The sequence below is a fragment of the Flammeovirga aprica JL-4 genome (assembly GCF_012844305.1).
Lineage (GTDB): Bacteria > Bacteroidota > Bacteroidia > Cytophagales > Flammeovirgaceae > Flammeovirga > Flammeovirga aprica.
In genome coordinates, this window is record NZ_JABANE010000074.1 from 1 (window position 1) to 21,195 (window position 21,195).

The 21,195-nt window shown below is 35.0% G+C and carries 12 protein-coding genes; 9 read left to right on the forward strand and 3 right to left on the reverse strand.

Features of this window, described 5'->3' with window-relative positions; translation table 11 throughout:
• Window positions 1-375: 375 nt before the first annotated feature.
• The 7 genes from HHU12_RS22535 to HHU12_RS22565 all read left to right on the forward strand — a co-directional run bounded on the left by HHU12_RS22535 (window position 376) and on the right by HHU12_RS22565 (window position 14,899).
• Entirely contained in the window at window positions 376-1,773 is a 1,398-nt protein-coding gene (locus tag HHU12_RS22535; RefSeq protein ID WP_169659000.1) for a sialate O-acetylesterase, read from the forward strand.
• A gap of 494 nt (window positions 1,774-2,267) precedes the next feature.
• Window positions 2,268-3,728 carry a hypothetical protein gene (locus HHU12_RS22540; RefSeq protein ID WP_169659001.1) on the forward strand — a complete coding sequence of 487 codons (1,461 nt, stop codon included), beginning with the start codon at window positions 2,268-2,270 and terminating at the stop codon, window positions 3,726-3,728.
• A 74-nt stretch (window positions 3,729-3,802) separates the two neighbouring features.
• Window positions 3,803-6,796 (forward strand): SusC/RagA family TonB-linked outer membrane protein, encoded by a 2,994-nt coding sequence (locus tag HHU12_RS22545; RefSeq protein WP_169659002.1) that lies wholly within the window; start codon window positions 3,803-3,805, stop codon window positions 6,794-6,796.
• Between the two features lie 2 nt (window positions 6,797-6,798).
• Window positions 6,799-8,343 (forward strand): RagB/SusD family nutrient uptake outer membrane protein, encoded by a 1,545-nt coding sequence (locus HHU12_RS22550; RefSeq protein ID WP_169659003.1) that lies wholly within the window; start codon window positions 6,799-6,801, stop codon window positions 8,341-8,343.
• A gap of 214 nt (window positions 8,344-8,557) precedes the next feature.
• Window positions 8,558-9,991, forward strand: coding sequence for a sulfatase family protein (locus tag HHU12_RS22555; RefSeq protein ID WP_205959973.1), 1,434 nt, complete (start codon window positions 8,558-8,560; stop codon window positions 9,989-9,991).
• 274 nt (window positions 9,992-10,265) lie between these two features.
• The gene (locus tag HHU12_RS22560) at window positions 10,266-13,427 is read left to right on the forward strand and encodes a glycoside hydrolase family 2 TIM barrel-domain containing protein (protein ID WP_169659004.1); all 3,162 of its coding nucleotides are present in this window, start codon (window positions 10,266-10,268) and stop codon (window positions 13,425-13,427) included.
• A gap of 74 nt (window positions 13,428-13,501) precedes the next feature.
• The gene (locus HHU12_RS22565) at window positions 13,502-14,899 is read left to right on the forward strand and encodes an arylsulfatase (protein ID WP_240971080.1); all 1,398 of its coding nucleotides are present in this window, start codon (window positions 13,502-13,504) and stop codon (window positions 14,897-14,899) included.
• An 84-nt stretch (window positions 14,900-14,983) separates the two neighbouring features.
• Here the strand turns inward: HHU12_RS22565 and HHU12_RS22570 are convergent, their stop codons facing one another.
• The 3 genes from HHU12_RS22570 to HHU12_RS22580 form a co-directional block, all read right to left on the reverse strand.
• Window positions 14,984-16,612 (reverse strand): DUF4139 domain-containing protein, encoded by a 1,629-nt coding sequence (locus HHU12_RS22570; protein ID WP_169659006.1) that lies wholly within the window; start codon window positions 16,610-16,612, stop codon window positions 14,984-14,986.
• 267 nt (window positions 16,613-16,879) lie between these two features.
• The gene (locus HHU12_RS22575; protein ID WP_169659007.1) at window positions 16,880-17,299 is read right to left on the reverse strand and encodes a hypothetical protein; all 420 of its coding nucleotides are present in this window, start codon (window positions 17,297-17,299) and stop codon (window positions 16,880-16,882) included.
• Between the two features lie 255 nt (window positions 17,300-17,554).
• Window positions 17,555-18,478, reverse strand: coding sequence for a LysR family transcriptional regulator (locus HHU12_RS22580; protein ID WP_169659008.1), 924 nt, complete (start codon window positions 18,476-18,478; stop codon window positions 17,555-17,557).
• A gap of 152 nt (window positions 18,479-18,630) precedes the next feature.
• On the opposite strand from HHU12_RS22580, the gene HHU12_RS22585 reads away from it, so the two are divergent.
• Both HHU12_RS22585 and HHU12_RS22590 read left to right on the forward strand, forming a co-directional pair.
• Entirely contained in the window at window positions 18,631-19,221 is a 591-nt protein-coding gene (locus tag HHU12_RS22585; RefSeq protein WP_169659009.1) for an NAD(P)H-dependent oxidoreductase, read from the forward strand.
• Window positions 19,222-19,408: 187 nt separating this feature from the next.
• Window positions 19,409-21,160, forward strand: a complete 1,752-nt coding sequence (locus HHU12_RS22590; RefSeq protein ID WP_169659010.1) for a hypothetical protein — start codon at window positions 19,409-19,411, stop codon at window positions 21,158-21,160.
• The last annotated feature ends 35 nt before the right edge of the window (window positions 21,161-21,195 follow it).

A 21,195-nucleotide genomic window follows, 5' to 3' on the forward strand; every position in this document is an offset into this window, starting at 1 on the left:
AACAGCTTGAATTAGCATCTACTTATCAATATTTTAACCATTCGCAAATTTTAAGAGAGCGAAAGGTCAGTTACGAATATTAAACACCACATAACGACTTTTTTTAGATTCAACTGAATATTAGAGATTTAAGATTTATTTTCTTTCGAAACATATTTGCTTTTTCATTTAAATCATTTTATTATTGCTATCAGTGTTTACAAGTCTTTACTAACTGTGTGGTTGATAGACACTCAACATACGACTTATCACTAAATAATTAACTTAAACTTTTGATGCAGTAACTATTACTTTGAAGCTGAACTAATTTATTACTTATGACTTTCTCTTGTGCTTCTAAACAATAGACTACTGTTAATGTTACTCTAAATTAAAATGAAAAAGCTATTCATTCTTGCGTTATTGTGGGTGATTATTAATCCACTTTATGCTTTATCGGTAAGTAACCTATTTTCCAGCAATATGGTATTACAGCAAAATACCTTTGTGACCATATGGGGCTGGGGGAAAACTGGGGAAACAATCAAGGTACATCCCTCTTGGGGAGACGAATTATCTACTACTGTAGACCAAAACAGTAACTGGAAGGTGAGAATAAAAACACCTCCGGGGGGATATAGAAGTTATGATATCTCTATTCAGTCTGATACAGAGAGCATCGAACTCAGAAATGTTGTAATGGGTGAAGTGTGGTTAGCTGTGGGCCAAACAAATATCACTTCCACATTTGAAGAGTATGTCCACAAGCCTAAGGAAGTGTTTGAAAGAGCTTCCTATCCTAATATCAGAATGATGACTGTGCATCCTAAAGAAAAAGGATATGTACACGAAGATATTAGTGGCAATTGGGAATTGTGCAGTCAGGCTGTACTTGACAAGTGGAGTGAGCTCGGCTATTATTTTGCTCTGAATATCACCGAAAAATTAAATGTGCCAATTGGCGTTGTAGTGCAGGATTGGGGAGATGAACCAATTGATAGTTGGCACGAAGAGGAGATATTAGAGCAAGAGTTGGCAAACCAAGATAAAGATCATCCAGAAGCCCAGCCTTTTACCTTTCACCAATATGATATCCATCATCATGCTTTAATGTATCAGTACAGAGACTATAAGTTTACAGGAATCCTCTGGTCACATGGTAAGGATCAGCCTAATAAAAAAGGAGATTACAAAAAACAAATGAACACATTGATTCATCATATGCGTCAGCAGTTTGGTAAGATTCCTTTCTATTATGTTCAGATTGCACCTTACAAATACAAGAAAATGACGCATGGTGCAGTGGTGAGAGATCATCAAAGACAATTATTGCATATTGATAAAACTGCCATGGTTGTGACAAGTGATATCAGTGATATTCATGATTTACATTCCAAAAATAAAGATGAAATTGGAATAAGATTAGCCAAAATCGCTCTTAAAAAACATTACAGAGTAATGGAAAACGAATTAGTAGAATCACCACAATTGACAAAAGTAGTCAAAGAAGGAAAGAAACTTTTTGTATACTACGAACACAGCAAGGGTTTACATTTTGAAGATGGAGATCAAGGTGATTTTGAAGTAAGTGGTGAAGATCATGAATTTCATATTGTAAAAGCAAAAGTACACAGAGGGGTTGTGGTATTAGAATTAGGTAAGATTAAAAAACCTAAGTTTGTGAGATTTGGCTGGAACAGTAGAGCAGTACCTTTGTTGGTCAATGACTCTGGCTTGCCTGCCTCTTGCTTTTCAAAACAAGAAATCTTAAATAAAAATAATAAAGCATTGTAAGTACACTTACAGACTGCTATAAGAAAGGTAGAAGTGGACATTGCTCCGTTTCTACCTTTTTTTTTGAATTAAGAATTTAAAATGAAGAAAAAATGGTTTTTGATGTAGTTCGTGTAAATTTTGGATAGCAACGTAAATCGAACCATCGTATAAAAACAATCTAAGTACCACAACACGATCCATTTCTCTTAACTCTTAACTAAGAAAAAAGCTTATAAGCTCGGCTTTTTTCATCATCGGTATCCTAATTTAACCCCGAAAACCTAACTGTCATTCCCTCATTCATCAATCTAGAAATACATTTTGAAAGACAAAACCAATGGTAATAAATGTAAAAATGGGGTAAACTCATTATTTATGCATAAATAGTCTATATAGTGTAATAATGACGTTTTTTACTACTTTGTTGCTGAAAATACCCCCTAACAATGGGGCGATTCACGGTAGATTTGTAACATCAATTTGTATTTTTTTATTTACCAATGACAAACGGAATGAAACAAATTATTATTTCTTTATTCTCTTTAATGACACTATTATTCACTTTCACTTCTTGCTCTGAAGAAGAAAAGGGTGGTGTCGATATACTTAACCCTGAAATTGTAGCAGATGTGGCTACACTTGACTTCGGTGATTTAGATATCAATGAAGTTTCTGAAGTAAAGCCGGTCACACTTTCGGCTTACGATTTATCAGAAGGGATTAAGGTTACTATTCCTGAAAATTTTGAAGCTTCTTTAGTGGAAGATGGAGATTTTGAAACATCAGAGCTAACTGTAAGTCTTGATTTAGTTGAAGGTGCTTCGGTAAAACTTTATGTAAGAGCGGTGCCTCCATCAGGTTTCCAAGGTAATCTTTCAGGTAGCTTGAAAATGACATCTGCAGGTGCTCCAGAAACATCAGTAGCTTTAGTTGCCAAAGTAGCCTTAGAAATTACAGGTACTTTATTTATGTCAGAGTATTTTGAGCAATATGCTGGATGGAGCAATGTAATGCCTTTAGATTCAGGTATGATGGGATGGAACTTGAACACAGATACAGTGGTAAATGCAGCGAACTCAGGTGTAGGTTATCCTGAAACTACAGTTCCAAATAATGAAGTAATGAACGTTTGGTACTTGCCAGTTCCATTAAATGGTGCTTCATTAAGAGCGAGTGTTGGTTTATCTGATAATTCTAACTTAGCTGTAGCTGGTTACCCAACTGTAGATGGTTATAGAAATATGGTATTGGATCCAGAAGGGGAATGGCATTACTGGAACTGGATCAACAAAAACAATGGAAACTGCACACCTGGAAAATCACAAGGTAACAACACAAGTGCCATGAGAAGATTTATCCAAGATGGATACAGTGAGGATATTTTCATGTCTGCTTTAGTAAAAGTGGATCAATTAGGTTCGCAAAGAAATGACAATGTCTTCGGTATTGGTGATCTGATTGCATTAGCCAATGCAACATCTGGCTCAGCGAATAATAATGTGGTGAAAGTTGTAGCAATCGACGATGAAAAAGGAGGATTCCATTTTGGTTTGATCAAAGAAAATGAAGGTAATCCAACAGTGTTATCTACAGAAAGCTTTGAGCTAGGAAAGTCTTATGCAATTGTATTAAACCATGAATTTGTGGAAGGTGATAACAATGATGTTTCTAAATTATATGTTTTTGCAGAAGGAGATGAGATCCCAACTTCTATGAACGGTTTAACGGCAGTAGCAACAATTGATGCAGATTATAATGGTGGGTTAGGTATTGACCCTACTGATTTGACTTGTGTATTCTTAAGAGAAAGAACACAAGATGTGAATACACCTGTTGCACATATTACAGGTATTAGAGTGGGAGATTCTTGGTTGGCAACTTTATTTGCAGACCACACTTCTGCTACAAATTCAAATGATATAACATTACACAACAGAGTGTTGACAAATAAGGGTAGTGACTGCTCATTATAATTAAAATTCTGAAAAAGGCATGATGGGGAACTCTTCTTCCTCATGCCTTCTCTTTCAAAATAAAGTATTTACTTATGAAAATTAATAAGCTTTACTCTTTCTCTCTATTTTCTCTCCTTCTTCTTTTTTCATCTGTATCCCTTTTTGCACAGGAAACGATCTTGAAAGGAGTTGTGACAAGCGAAAACGGAGACCCCGTTCCTTATGTAAATTTGGTCATCAAAGGAACAACTAAAGGAACAATGAGTAGTTTTGATGGTTCTTACCAGTTATCAGGATTAACAATTAACGATATTATCGCTGTTTCATCAGTAGGATATATTTCTCAGGAAATAAAATATGTTGGGCAAAAAGAATTAAACATTACCGTAAAAGAAGATGCTGAACAATTGGATGAAATTGTGGTGATTGGTTACGGTACGCAAAAGAAATCTGACCTTACAGGTTCTACAGGCGTGGTGACGGCAGAAGATTCGGACTTACAGCCGGTACCAAACGTACAAGGAATGCTACAAGGTAAAATGGCAGGTGTAGTAGTATCACAAAATAGTGGTGCTCCGGGTGCTGCACCAAAAGTCAATGTAAGGGGTTTTACAGGAAACCCAATTTATGTAATTGACGGTTTGATTGATGGTGATATCAATGCCGTAAACCCAAATGATATTGAAAACATTTCAGTATTGAAAGATGCATCAGCTACCGCTATTTATGGTTCTAGAGGTGCCAACGGGGTAATTATCGTCACAACAAAAGGTGGAAAGAAAAACTCACCATTAAAAGTTAATGGTGAATACTACCATACTATTTCTCAATTGAACAATAAGCTTGACCTTCTTGATCCTGTTTCATACATGAAAATAGTGAACAAGAAAAAATTAGAGGCAGGAGCCAATGAGATTTTCTCAAGAGACGAAATTAGAAGAGCAGAAAGCACTCCAGGTTTTGGTACAGATTGGCAAGATGAAATTTACAGAACAGCTCATTCTGATAATGCAAACATCTCACTATCTAAAGGGTGGGAAAATACAACATTACGTTTCTCTTTGGGAGCAAGAAATGATCAAGGTATTATCAGAAATACCAACTATGAAAGATATACTTCAAGATTGTCAGTTTCATCAAGTCTGACATCAACAATGGAACTGAATTTCAACGGATCATTCACACAAGAAAAAGGCTTGAATATGGGACAAGGTGGTCAGACTGGTTCTGATAATGCAGTAGCTTCAGCAACGGCTTGGGCACCTAACTTACCCGTTTTTGATGAATCTACTGGGGATTATACAGGTTTCCAAGGGTATGGTGCTACTGTACGTAGAAATCCAGTGTACTTGACAGATGAAATTCTTAGAAATTCAGACAGAAAAACATATGCTACCAACCTTTCATTGACGCAGAAAATTCTTCCTGAATTAAAATTCAAAGTGTTTGGTGCAGTACAGTACAGAGGAGTTGATAATGATACTTACACTAGATATGAACCTGCTACGGCTAATTCTGTTTCTAAACTTTATCAAGAAACAATAAGCAATGTAAAGTACCAAGGTAATGCTCAACTAGACTTCAATAAAGAGTTTAATAGTAATCACAAATTGAATGCAACTGCAGTATTTGAGGTGATTTCAAGACAGAATAAGAGAGACTATTTTACGACTTCTTTTGATCAGGGTGAAGATCAAGAAGGGACTCTATCTGAAAGAATCTATATTATGGAGCCGGAAGGAATGCTTTCAGCTTTAGGTAGAGTAGGGTATTCTTACAAAGATAAATTACTCTTCACAGGTTCGATTCGTTTGGATGGTTCTTCAAGACTACCAAAAGACAATCAGTGGGATGATTTCTACTCAGCGGCATTAGCTTATAAGCTTTCTAATGAGGAATTCTTAAAAAACTCAGATGTGATTTCTAATTTGAAGTTGAGAATAGGTTATGGTGAAATTGGTAACGTTAACTCTCTGAATGCTTTCCAAGTACAAGATTTAACGAATCCATTAATTAGACCTTATGTGTTTAATGGTACTGAATTATCATATGCTGAAGGTATTGAAAATGGAAACAATAGAGCCAACCCTGAATTGCGTTGGGAGGTGTCAAGACAAACAAACTTCGGTATTGACTTAGGTTTATTTGATGATAAAATTCAGGTGAATGCTGATTACTATAACAAGATCACAGATGATTCACACTTTAACTCTCTAGTACCTGCTTACTTAGGCGGTGGTACAGTCAAGTCTAATACAGGTACAATCAAGAATGAAGGTATCGAATTACAGTTGACTTATAAATATACTTCAGAAGGTAAATTCTCAATGAGAAATACTTTGAGCTTCAACTATAATGACAGTGAAGTAATCAATATCCCTCAAGATACAGTGTATGTGGGTACGCAGGAAAACGGTTTTGATAGACAATCACATATCTTAATCCAAGGACAACAAGTAGGGCAATTGTATGGCTATAAATACCTGGGTGTGAAGACTTCGAATACACCAATTGACGGTGAAATTGGTAACCTTAAAATGGGAGATGCAATCTACCTTGATGCGAATGGCGATGGCAAGATTGATGTAAACGATATGCAAGTATTGGGTAATGGTCATCCTGACTTCACTTGGGGCTTCAACTCCTTTATTGATTATGGCAACTGGAGTTTGAATATTTTCATTCAAGGTGTGCATGGCGTGGATGTATTCAATTTACCTCAACATGGCTTATTAGGTGGTGGATCTGGTGTGTTAGATGCCACTTCAACAGAAATTTACAATAGTTATTCTTTTGATAGAAATGGAACATTACCATCATTGAATGCTCGATTAAGAACACAGTCATCAATGTTTGTGGAAGATGCTAGTTTTATCAGAATCAAAAATATCACACTAGCTTACCAAGTGCCATTAAAAGCCTACTCATTGAGAGTTTATGGCGGTGCTCAAAATGTATACACTTTCACAAATTACAAAGGGTATGATCCGGAAGCGAATTCTGGTTCTAACTTGGCACCTGGCGTAGACAGAGGTTCATTCCCATTGCCAATCACATATACTTTTGGACTTAACTTCGGATTCTAGAGATGAATAACATTAAAAAAATATTAGTAGCAGGTGCACTCTTTTGTTTAGGAACATCATGTGATGCTATTCTGACAGAAACACCTGAAGATAGAACAACGGTCAATAACTTTTTCCAGAGTTCTGAAAACCTTGATCATGCTTTAACGGCGGCTTACAGACAGCTGGTGGACAATGCATGGCACAAAGGAATGGGTGGAGCAAGGTCAAGAACCATCTTTGCAGGAGCAGATGATTTTACTACTCAACCAGGAGGTAACAAAGTGGATTGGTACCTTGGAGATGTATTATCAATTGGTGCTTCAGACCAAAATATATCGGGTACAGGCTGGAAAATGCCTTACGATGTAATCCTTCAGAGTAACTTTGTGATTCAAGGCATTGATGAATTGATTGCGAAAGGTGAAAACGAAATGGCGGTCAAAGCAATGGGTGCAGAAGCCTATTTCTTAAGAGCATGGGCTTATTTCAGATTAGTAAGACTTTATGGTGATTTGCCATTGGTATTGAATCCTTCATACAGTCAAGAAAATGCTAACCTTTCAAGAACACCTGTAAAAGAAATCTATGTTCAGATTTTATCGGATTTAGATTACGCTTTAAATCACCTGCCTCAAGGAAGTTTAGAACGAGCAAGAGGTACTTATTGGGCAGCGAAAGCTTTAAAAGCAGATGTTCACTTGACGATGGCTGGCTGGCCATTGAAAGCCTCTGAAAATTATGCTTTGGCTTTGAAAGAAGCAAAAGAGGTGATCGATCAAGGTCCATTTATTTTTGAAGATGATTTTGCAGGTATCTTTGATTATGACAGACAAGACACAAACACAGAATATATTTGGCAACTGAAGTTCTGTAATGAAGTGAAATGCCCTGGTGCAGGACTGATTGCACCTTATGCATCACAATCGAACAAGCCCGATCAACTAGGTGGTTTTCAGGATATTTTCGTAGAGATTGCCTTTTATAATAAGTTCCCTGAAGGAGCTAGAAAGGAGTTTAGTTTCTTATCAGAATTAGTTTCAAAAGATGGTTCTACTATTTCTTGGGAAGAATTTACATGGAAGCATCCTTTCCTAAGTAAATTCTACAGCGGAACCGTAGATAAATACGCTCCATATGAAGATCAGGTGGGAACAACAGCACCGCTTTCTGATTTGGATATGCCATTGTATAGAATTACTGAAATGATGTTGATTTATGCTGAAGCTCAAGCCAATGGAGGTGGAGGTGATGCTGGACTGGCATTGGAATATTTGAATAAAGTTAGAAGAAGAGGAAAAGGGGTGAATCCTAATAAAGCAGATGCAGATGACCTGATGACTTTCACTGCTCAAGATGTGTTAGATGAAAGAGGATGGGAGTTTATTGGAGAGCAGAAAAGATGGTTTGATTTGATCAGAACGGAAACGCTAGCACAAGCACTTTCTGACAGAGATCCTTCTGAAGTGCCATTGATTGGAGACCCTTCGAATAAGAATTTATATTGGCATCCACTTCCGGCAATCGACTTAGAGTTGAATCCGAATTTGACACAGAATCCAAGATAAATTCTTAGAGAATATTATCAGAAACCCACGACTTAGGTCGTGGGCTTTTGGAAAGCTCCATTATGTTTAAGTGACGCCGACCGGCTTAACACTTGCGATATAGAAATGTCTTTCTAGAAGACCCTAATTCAAACTACCAAACTAATAAGTTGACGTATAAAAGTAACGTTAGCCAAAATAATAATATTAAGTTAGAGATCAAACAAAAATGAAGATGAATGCTAGATTTACTATTTTATTATCTTCAATGTTTTTGTTGGCAGGATGTCTGAAGACGAAAACACAAACAGCAAAAACAGAAGAAGAAAAGCCCAATGTAATTGTCATTCTTACCGATGACCAAGGCTATGCAGATGTATCCTTTAATGGATCAAAAGAAATAAAAACGCCTCATATAGAACGTATTGCTCATGAAGGAGTGAAATTTAATAACGGCTATGTGACGTATGCAGTCTGTGGCCCAAGTAGAATGGGTTTGATCACAGGCCGTTACCAAGACCGTTTTGGAGGATCTAGAAATCCATTGTTTGCCCCCAATGATTTATCACAGGGCTTACCTTTATCAGAAGAAACAATTGCCACAGTCTTAGGCAGGGAAGGTTATAAAAGTATTGCTCTTGGAAAGTGGCATTTGGGTGCTCACAAAGCCTTAAGGCCATTGAAAAGAGGGTTTGATGAGTTTTACGGTTTCCTTACAGGAGGACATAAATATTTCCCAGAAGAGTGGACGTTATCAGATATTTCAAAAGTGCAATCACAGTTTGATGCTTATAATACCAAGCTGTTGAAAAATGATACAAGAGTAGAAGAAACAGAGTATTTAACGGATGCATTATCAAGAGAAGCGGTTGATTTTATTGATAGAAATGCTGAAACTCCTTTCTTTATGTATTTAGCTTATAATGCACCTCATGCTCCTTTGCAAGCAACCGAAAAATATCTAAAAAGATTCGCTCATATAGAGGATAAAAAGAGAAGAATTTACCTTGCTATGGTCAGTGCAGTAGATGATGGAGTAGGAACTATTTTAGCCAAATTGGAGGAAAAAGGTATTGATGAGAATACCATAGTTTTCTTCTTAAGTGATAATGGTGGAGCTAAATCAAACGGTTCAAGTAATGGTGAGTTAAGAGGCTTTAAATCAAATTTATATGAAGGTGGTATTCATGTTCCTTTTGCCATGCGATGGCCGAAAATGATCAAAGGAGGGAAAGAATATAACCCTATGGTCAGCTCATTAGACATTATGGCCACTGCGGTAAATTATGCTAAAGCAACACCAAAGAATGATTTGGATGGCGTTAATATTGTTCCTTTTATAACAGGTGAAGAGCAGGGAGAACCGCATCAGAACTTGGTATGGCGAAAGTATGATGATGGACATTTTGCCATAAGATCAGGGCATATGAAATACCTTTCATTGGTCGATAAAAAAACAGGAAAAGCAAACGTTTCTGTTTATGATTTGAAGGAAGATATTTCTGAACAAAATGCTTTAGAAAACAAAGAAGAAACAGTCAGAAAGGCATTTATCAACACGTTTGAAGAATGGAAAAGTCAAACTACTGTTCCAAACTTTTTAGGGTTGAGGCAGAATGATGAATACAACAAATTACATCCTAATCGCTTTAAAACAGAAGTGTATTAATAGTAGAGTTTATTTCAGTAGTGTGGAAAGATGTGTGCGGTCAAATACTGTGAGGTTCTTATCCAATCTCCAGTGTACTTATTAGCAAAACAGTTTAGATTAAGCATATAATGAACAGAATGTGTGATAGTAATAATTTTAGGTTACAAGTTTAGAGAGAGTACAGAAGTCGTTTTACTTCGTCTGTACTCACAGTAATTGAAATACAGCTATTCAGAACATTCAAGCCAAACTGAAAAATAGTAGACATTAGGTTGTTAAATAATTAAATCAGATGAAGAGAATAATATTAATTTTTCTACTTTCCCTTACCCATTATTTAGGTATTGCTCAGGAAAAGGAAAACTGGAACAATCCAGAAGTCATAAGCGTCAATAAACTAAAACCCGTCGCTGATTTTATCCATTTTACATCGGATGATTTTAAAGGTGAACAAAAAGATTTATCTAATTATATTTTACTTAACGGACCATGGAAATTTAAATGGTCAAAAAACAATACACTAAAACCGAAAGATTTTTATCAACTGGATTACAATACCACTCAATGGAAGGAATTAGAGGTGCCCGCAGATTGGCAGATGCATGGTTATGGTTTTCCTATTTATACCAATATTATTTACCCTTTTAAAAAAGATGCTCCCAATGCTCCAACGGAGTTCAACCCGGTAGGAAGTTATAAAAGGACGTTTACGGTGGATCAAGATTGGTTGAGAGAAAAAGATATCACTTTACATTTTGCTGGGGTTAATTCTGCTTTTACCGTTTGGGTAAATGGACAGGAAGTGGGGTATGCACAAGGTTCAAAAACTCCAGCTGAATTTGATGTAACTGATGTTGTAAAGGTAGGAGAAAATCAAATTGCAGTGGAAGTGCACAGATGGTGCGATGGTTCCTATCTGGAAGATCAAGATTTTTGGAGATTGAGTGGTATTGAGAGAGATGTGTATTTATATGCAACAGAGAAGGTAGCTTTTCAAGATATTCAGGTTAATGCATCTTTAGAAAAGACGGCGTATAAAGATGGAATGTTATCCTATACAGTTGAATTAAAAACAGCAAATAAAGAAGCATCACTTGAGGTAAGAGTGAAAGATAAAACAACCATTCTCTTTCAAAAAAGCTATACAATTGAAGCAAAAGCAACCTCTTCAACTCTAGTCATCAATGAGGCTTTGAAGCTCCTTGAAAACATCAAAAAATGGTCAGCAGAAGCTCCAAATCTTTATCAAATGGAATTTCTATTAAAAGATAAAGAGGGAAAAGTGTTGGATGCTACTTATCAAAAAATAGGATTCAGAACTTCAGAAATTGTAGATGGTGAGTTGTTAGTCAATGGTCAGCCGATTTTGATTAAAGGTGTTAACAGACATGAGCATCACCCTCAAAACGGACATGTGGTAACAAGGGAAGAGATGTTACAGGATATAATTGATTTGAAAAAATATAACCTTAATGCGGTTAGAACTTCACATTACCCCAACGACCCTTATTTCTATCAATTGTGTGATGAATATGGAATATATGTTTGTGATGAAGCTAATATTGAAACACATGGTTACGGTTATAAACCAGAAGAAACTTTAGCTAATGATTCTGTTTTCAAAGAACAGCATATTGATAGAGTGAGAAGAATGGTGAAGAGAGATATTAATCATCCATCAGTGATTTTTTGGTCAATGGGAAATGAAGCAGGAAATGGTGCCAACTTCAAAAATGCTTATGATTGGCTGAAAAGTTATGACTTGACAAGGCCTGTAATGTATGAACGTTCGGAACGCTTTATAAAGAATGATGTAATAACTACCGATATCACGGCTTGGATGTACAGCCCTTTAAATAAAATAATGGATTATTTGAAGTTGCAGGAAAGGTTACCTTCAGCAAAGAAAAGACCTTTTATCTGGGCTGAATATGCTCACGCAATGGGTAACAGTACAGGTAATTTCAAAGACAATTGGGATGTAGTTAGAAATGAAAAATACTTCCAAGGTGGCTTTATCTGGGATTGGCAAGATCAAGGTTTAGAAGATAAGGATAATGAAGGAAATATCTTTTATAAATACGGTGGTGATTATGCACCGGATAGTATTCACACTGATATGAACTTCTGTGCGAATGGGATTATAGGGTCCGATAGAACACCGCATCCAGGAATTTTTGAAGTGAAACATGTATACCAGAATTATCATTTTGATCAAGTTTCTACAACTGAATATTCGATCTATAATGAGAACTTCTTTATCACTTCAAAAGGTGTGAAATTGGAATATGAAATACTAGAAAATGGTATTTCAATCATAAAGAAATATCTTCCATTAAACGAAATCCAACCTCAAGAAAAACTTGGTTTTGAGGTGGAGTTACGAAAGGATCTTCACCCAGAAAAAGAATATTTTATCAATTTCTACCTTAAAAAAGACAAGGACCAACTCTTGGGAAATGATCATTTAATCGCTTCAGGTCAATTCCTAATTCAGGCACCTTCAAAAGCTGAGGTTGCTACAGAATTCAAAGGCAAAAAGCTGAAAGTGAAGAAAGAAAGTAAAGGTTTTCAGGTCATTGGAGCCGATTTTAAATTAGAATTTGATCATCAAGGTATTGGCTTAAAAAGTTATACTTATAAAGGAGAGAATCTATTAGGTATTCGCCCAGAATTATCTTTCTGGAGAGCACCAACAGACAATGATTATGGAGCTTGGAAACCGATCAGGAAAGGCAATCAAGAATACTATGCTTTCAGAGATCATGCTTCTAATTTTAAATTCAAATCTGTAGAAATTCAAAAAGGAAAAACAGCAATTGAGGTCGTCTATATTTTAGAGAATACTGCTTTGGATCTTCAAAATAAAATCACTTATACAATAGGATTAAATGGAGAAGTGGAATTGGATTCAAAGCTAGAAGGAATAGACCCTGAGTTCTTCAAATATGCACCAAGATATGGCATTAATATAGGGATGAAAAAGGCTTTCAATAAGGTGAAATATTATGGTAAAGGGCCTTATGAAAATTACATTGACAGAAATGAAAGTGCTACAGTTGGATTATATAAAACGACAGCACAGGAAATGTATTTTCCCTATATCAGACCGCAAGCCACAGGAAACAGAACTGATGTTAGATGGTTTACATGTGAAGATAAAACGCAAAAAGGAATGCTTTTTAAAGCCGAGAAAACGTTTGAATTTTCAGTATTACCTTACAGCACAGCACAATTAGATGGTGGGACAATTAAATCACCTACACACACCAATGATTTAAAAGAAACGGACTTTGTCTATATCAAAATTTCGTCAAAAGAAATTGGTGTAGGCGGTGATAACAGCTGGGATATGAAAGCTTTAGCACATAAGAAATACAGATTGGTACCAGCTGATTATCACCTTAAAATCACATTGTCTCCCTCTCACAACAACAACCGACAAGTACAATGAAATTAATCAGCACTCTTTCTATACTTTTTATAGTAAGTATAATTTACAGTTGCTCATCACCCAATGCCAAAACGATGAGCAACACATCAAAAGATCAACCTCCTAACATCGTTTATATTTTGGCAGATGACTTGGGTTACGGAGACTTGGGATGTTATGGACAAGAACAGATTGAAACACCAAACATTGATCTTTTGGCAAAAAATGGCATGCTTTTCACCAATCATTATGCTGGAAGTTCTGTGTGTGCTCCTTCAAGATCTACTTTTCTAACTGGGCTACACACAGGACATACTTCTATCAGGGGAAATAAATTTGCCAAGGAGATTGGAGAGGGACAAGTACCGTTGTCTACTGAATGCCTTACGGTAGGGGAACTGCTAAAGGAAAAGGGATATACAACAGGAGCTTTCGGGAAATGGGGCTTAGGTTATCCGGGTTCTGAGGGAGATCCCAATCAACTGGGTTTTGATGTCTTCTATGGTTATAATTGCCAAAGACAAGCCCACCGTTATTACCCTCAACACTTATGGCACAATGATCAGAAAGTGGCATTAGAAGGAAATGATTTTACCAATAAAGTAACCTATTCAGGTGATGTGATTCATCAGAAAGTACTGGAGTTTATTGATGAAAATAAAGACAAACCTTTCTTTTTGTACTATCCGAATTTGATTCCGCATGCAGAGTTATTATTACCTGAAGGAGAATTGATGCAGAAATACAGTAAGAAATTTGGTAAAGAAGTGGGGTATGTAAACCATAAAAAAGGCTCTGAGTATGGAGATGAAGATTTTATGATCACACGTTATTCCTCACAGCCTGAACCTCGAGCAACTTATGCCGCAATGGTAGAACTTTTAGACCGACAAGTAGGTGAGGTGATTCAGAAATTAGAAGAGAACGGTTTAATGGAAAACACTATCGTGATTTTTACTTCAGATAACGGACCTCATACGGAAGCAGGTGCAGATCCTCAGTTTTTCAATAGCAATGGAGGATTAAGAGGGCTGAAAAGAGATCTTTATGAAGGAGGAATTCGAGTGCCAATGATTGTACGTTGGGATGGAGTGGTACCCAAGGAGAGCAAATCAGATCATGTTTCCGCATTCTGGGATATGCTCCCTACTTTTGGTGAGATTGCAGAAACTAACTTCAATCAGCAGGTAGATGGGATTTCCATTTTACCAACTTTAAAAGGAATAAAGCAACCTACCCATGATTACCTCTATTGGGAATTTCATGAACAGGGAGGAAGACAAGCTGTAAGACAAGGGAACTGGAAATTACTAAAACAAAATACCTTCAATAAGGAGAAAACTACCATCGAGCTCTTCAATTTAGATGAAGATCCTTCAGAAGTAAATGATTTATCAGACGATTATCCGGGAAAAGTACAGCATTTGCTGGAAATTATGGATAGAGAACATACGCCATCAAAGGAATTTCCAAAGTTTGATACTGTAAGCTAATTTTTGAGTTAAGAGTTAAGAGGCCCACATTATATGTAAAAACCATTTTACGGACCATATCTTAACTCTTAACTCAAAAATAGATTAATTAACATCCAGCGGTTCATACCCTTTTGCAGGATATTCGACTTCATATTGCAGTATAATTTCTTTAGATTTCTGAGCATCTAGACTAAAATTCCATTCCACTTCACCCGTTTCTTTATCATAAGTGCCTTTACTCATTTCAAGTGGGGTAACAATAATTTGGTCGTTGACTGAAATAGGAATTTGATCTAGAATTTCAATATTTATATCCTTCGATTTATTATTTTTCACCGTGATTTTCCATGCTCTATTGGCTCTTTTCTTATTACCAAACGAACGTTTTCTTTCCATCTGATAAGCTCTTTCTCTATTGACAATAATACTCTCATCCTTCCCTAAAGAGATCTCTAAAGTATCTTTATGTTGTGTAGAAGATAAATAGGTAGTACCTATAAATTGATCTTCGAAATAGACATTCGCATCTCCAGCTATAAAATTATACTTGCCCCAGTTGGTCACTTTTCCAAGAAGGAAAACATCACAACCTTGTTTTGGAATCGCTCTATAAGTGTAAAGAGCATCAATTTTCTCGGTCTTCAGCTCTATTGCTTTCTTTCTTGTATTATTCGGGATGCTGTATTTTTGATTGATTTGATACGTAAATTGAGTTTGGTAAGAGGATTGATTTAACACCCAACTCAATGAAGTTGCTATTTCTTCCTCAACCTCTTCTTCTTCTACCTCTACAGCTCCCCAATTGTCTTGAGATGACTTTTTGTAAGAAGGAGCGGAATAAACCTTTGCAGATTGTTGTACCATCCTATTTTGTTGTAAAGCTACTAAATCCAGGTATTTAGGATTTAGTTTAGGAAGACGGTTTCTTTCAGAAGGAGCACCTGAAGAGATGCTTATAGAGACATCATTCCAGTCTACTCCTGACCTTTGATAAATATTAGCTTTAAAAACCACATTAAAAGGGCTATTAATATCTGTAGCCAAAATATCATAAGTCGGTGTCCATCCCACTTGATTCACAATATATTTCAGCAGGTAATCAATACTTTTCGCTTTATCGGATTGAATAGTGACCATAACATTATTATAATGCGAAATATGGTCCCTTGAGATCATAGAAAGTTCTTTATTCAGTTTTTCAATTTCTAGTTTCAGAACAATCACTTCTTTCTGGTACGTACTTTTTTCTTTTTCAACCTGAAGTCTTTTATCATGAAAAAACGCCAAGGCACTTTTCAATTCACTCAAGTTTAAATTACTCGAACTGATTGTTTTATTGGCTTCGAGAAGCTCCAAGTCTTTATTCAGTATTTCAAGATAAGTTTCTTTTTCAAATACTTTTTCTTTAAGCTGATCAATCTTACTTTTCAGCTCACTGTAGGCTTTATTGTCTCTCAATTCAACCTTATCGTATTCGCTGTCAATAGAAAGGACCCTCACGCCTTTAGTCTGAAACTGAATAGTGTTTGTAACAATCTGATGAGACAATTTTTTGAAAACCAATACGCTTTTGCCTTGAGGGACATTTACTGAAGCACTTCTTTCCACACTTGCAGAATTAGTATAAACGGTAACGTTATTTATTTTGGAACTTACCTCTATTTGATCATTTGCTGAGGTGAAAAGCGGTAGATAAAAAATGATCAGAAATAATGTGATGTATTTTTTCATAAGATTAAGAATAGTTATTTAATTTGACTGAATGTTATAGTACTTATTAAGACATCTGAATAGCAAAACAGGAAACTAATAAGGGTGTTTTTTATAGATTGATAACATTTTATACACATCATAGTCAAAAAATAAGCCACGGACCTAATTGGGCAGTGGCTAACAAGTTTAATGAAAAGTCTTTTAACACAAAAAAAGGATTAAGTGAGTACCTAATCCTTTCTTTTAACGATTGTTGTATGTTTTATTATGGCTTGAAAGAAGTTGTTATTTTGAAACAACATTTTCTTCAATAATGCTCACTTTATTTTTGTCAATCGGTATTGTGATTGTAATTTCATAACGACCGTCATAAGCATATGACTCACGAGTTACGTCAGTTAAATTTGCTTCGAATTGATCGATCATTGGGATAGCGGCATTTGATGCTTCAGCCTCAGCATAAATTTCATATTCAGGCTTGCTTACCACATTCACCTTCATAATACCTCTTTTATGATTATATGTATATGTATAAACAATGTCATTGAAATTATCATTGTCCATATCTTTTCCTTCTGCGTTAGAAACAAAGGCTCTTCTTTCTTTTACATAATGTAAAGTTCCAGCATCTGTTTCAATTGATTGAGCTTGTAATGAGAATATTGTTCCGATAAATAAAAGTGATGTGATGATTAAATTTTTCATGATTATTTAAAAGGTTTTTATTTTTGTAATAATTTTAATCTAATCAACGTCATACAGTTACGAAAGGTGTAAATCATTAGGAATGATTAAGTAAACGAATGGTAACAATTTTGTATTTTCCTGAATCAAATTTTCAAAAACCAACTTTTTGGTTAACAGGAAACTATGCTATTTTCTTTATATGCACTGTGCACTTTTAAATAAATCATGAAAATATATTATGTTTTACACTAAACATAAATGGGGTTTATTTTTTTATAAAATAATTTCATGAATTTCATCAAATCTCTTTTTAAAGATCTCTTCAACATAGTGCAACTCGTTTTTTGACTTCAAATCTGACCTCGATGCGAAGTAGAGCGTATTGTCCGTACTCACTTTTCCTTCCCAAACTAATTGGATATTTCCTTCGGCGATAGCCTCTTTACATAAAAAGTCAGGAACAAGCGCCAAACCATCAGCATGATAGAGGCATCGAATGATAGAAGTAATGTTCGGTAGGATGAAGTTGGGTTTAAAGGCAGGCTTCTTTCCTAAATTCTCAAACCAGAATCTTCTAAAATGCTCCATTTCATTGGAGGCACTGTACCAAGTCTTTTGTTGAAGTGCTTCTTCTAAAGGTTTCCATTTTTTAGCTTTGATCAGTTCGTCTATCTCAGAAGTATCTACATGCTTACCCGCAATCAGAATTATTCTTTCTTTCGAAAATGGAGTGTAAGTCACTTGTTGGTTTTTGGTGTCGGGAGTTTTGGGAGTAATCACAAGGTCGAGTAAACCATTACTTAAGTCTTTAATTAAATCAATATGACTTCCGAATTTCGCAATAAGATCAAATTCCAATTGAGGTACTTTAGGTTCAAGAATCAATTGAAACATTTCCGAACACATCCCAATATGTAAAGAAGGTTTACGTTCTTGTGAAGTTCGTCTAAAATGCTGCTCAGCCTTTTCCAGTTTCTCCACAGAGCCAATAATATATTCATATAAGAACTTCCCCTCCTCAGTAGGAATCATCTTTCTGGAGGTCCTTTCAAAAAGCTTTTTACCAATATAAGCTTCTAAAGCATTAAGGTGCACACTTACACCGGGTTGTGAAGAATATAAAGCATTAGCCGCTTTGGTGAGCGTTCCATTTTCATAGACTTCTTTAAAAGTTCTGTACCATTCTAAATTGACCATAATCTTATCTATTAAAATTTTAATACAAAGGTATAAAATGTATTATTTTTATGATAGTAAAACGTATCTTACTTTTGTAATTGTCAAGTCGAAGGGAGTAAATCAATAGACTTTGACTTGGTACTTATTATCATCAAAAAAAAACGAAAGACATGAAAAATATACTAATTATCAACGCTGCACACCCATTTGCACATTCGGGAGGAAGATTTAATAAAACATTAGCAGAGTTTACTGTCAATTATTATTCTGATAAAGAAGATATAGAAGTTAGAAAAGTTCAAATAGGTGATGAATATGATCCAGAGGCGGAAGTGAAAAACTTCCAATGGGCAGATGTAATTATCTACCATGTGCCGATATGGTGGTTCCAAGTTCCATTCGGTTTTAAAGAATACATCGATAAAGTATTTACGGCAGGTCACCAAAATGGTATTTATATGAGTGATGGTAGAAGCCGTAAAAATCCAGCCATAAACTATGGTACAGGAGGAATGCTTCACGGTAAAAAATATGTATTAACCACAAGTTGGAATGCTCCTAGTACTGCCTTTACAATGGAAGGAGAGTTTTTCCAAGAAAGAAGTGTGGATGATGGTGTAATGTTTGGTTTCCACAGAATGAATGCATTTACAGGAATGGAACTAATAAACACGCATCACTTCTATGATATGGAAAAGAATGCTGATGTACCGTTGGAATTGGAGAAGTACAATGACTTTTTGAAGCAGTTAGCGATCTAATTTTAATTAGTGAAATTATCAAATGAAGACGCCCTCTCAGATACCTTTTTAAAGTTTAGGTACCTGAGGGGGTATTTGACTTTTAAGTATATATAGTTGCCGTTAGTTTATTTTCTGAGTAAATTTTTATTTTGTATTCTTTTTGTTAATATTTGTAATTGATTATTTAAACTATTGTACTTTTACTATGAATTTTAAACTAAGAAACTTGACTTTCTGCGTGCTAGCTTTAGTCAATTTATATTCGTGTTCTCAATTAGAAGAGGAAATGAATGGTGAATCAAACTTTGATAATGCATTTATTCTAGAAGAAAGACCTTTCTTAAGAGGAACGGAATCAATTCATTTCAAAATAAACTCAGAAGTACTGGGTGGTTACAAAATTGATGACATAACGTTAGCTGTCAACAACAAAATTATTAGTGGTGATCTTCTTACAGAAGGAGGAGATTATACTTTCACTTTTGACTCAAAACAAGTGGAAGATGGTGTGCAAGCCTTTGATGTAACGGCCTATTTTACAAATAGTGCAAATGAAGCAAAAGAGGTAAAAGAGACCTACTCTATAGAAGTGGATAATTACTTGCCTGCTTATTTTTATGAGAGTGGTTATGCAGATCAGCAGAATTATGAAATTAAAGGTAATAGAGGTAGTTATGTTTCTTATTCGACCAAATCTAATACCGAAATAAGTTTTGCATTTTATAATAATGTTGGAAATAGAATTTCAGATGTCTATTCTTCAACACTTAATGATACTGTAAGATTTCTAATCCCCGAAGATATCACTTCTCAAGAGTTTTACGTAGGAACTTTTGAAGGTTATGATAACGTATATACTGACATTTATAATAATGGGGATATTAAAAGAAATTCTATTTACAATAGAAGATATTTGAATTTGGATTTTATCTTATCTTCTCAAAAAGAACCAAAGGTATATAAGAATAATGCTTCTATAGATAATATAAAAAAAATTACAGTTGGATATAATAAAGAGGATATACCTGATGGACGGATAAATGTTCCTATTTATACATTATATGATAATTATGTAGATAATTCTGATTATCAATATAAATATCAAATACTGGATATTTATGAAAAAGATCTCAATGATGATACTTATTCTTATGGTTTTGGTAATACAGCTACCATTTATCAAAAAGATGAAAATGATAATTATGAAGGTATAACTATATTATGTAATTATTTAAATGATGGAGATACGGTTTTGATTAATGAAGAAGACTTGAAACCTATGATTAATTATGGGACCGATCTTGAATATGCAGGATATCATCTTAGGGTGAAGTCAGATAAAAAACATCTCATTACATGGCCTTTTAGGGAAAATAACATTATAGGTTTTTTTGATATTAAAAACAAAAAAGATGATAATTACGAAATTATAAAGGTAAATAGACAAAGTCAAGACGATCATCATAGAGTATATACAACTTATACATCAGTTATCAATAATATGTCGGATAAAGGTGGGGACCTCCCTGATGCATCATTGATAAATTATACGCAGAATGGTGATACTGTAAAAGTTGTCGATCCAATGATTGATGATAAGACTTCTAATTTGGAAATAAGATTAGATATAATAGATCCAAATGTAGAGTTTTATAATCAAGAACCTATTAGGATCGTAGTCAATAGCAATAAACTAAGTAAAGAATTGGTATTTACTTTTGTGAATGATTCAATTTATGAAACTATTCATGGAGGAAAATATGCTTTAATTAAAAAAGAAAATATAAGAGACTTAGATGTTAGGATCTGGAAAGATATTGATCGATATCAAGGAGGATTTTATGAATTACAGTCGTATAATTATTTTAATCAATCAAATACTAGGTCATCAAATAATAGCAGAAATAGTTATGAGAATGAGTTGTTATTCGATAAGGGGATAATAATAAACAGATAGTAAAAATATTAGGATAGGAGACAAAGTAACCGATG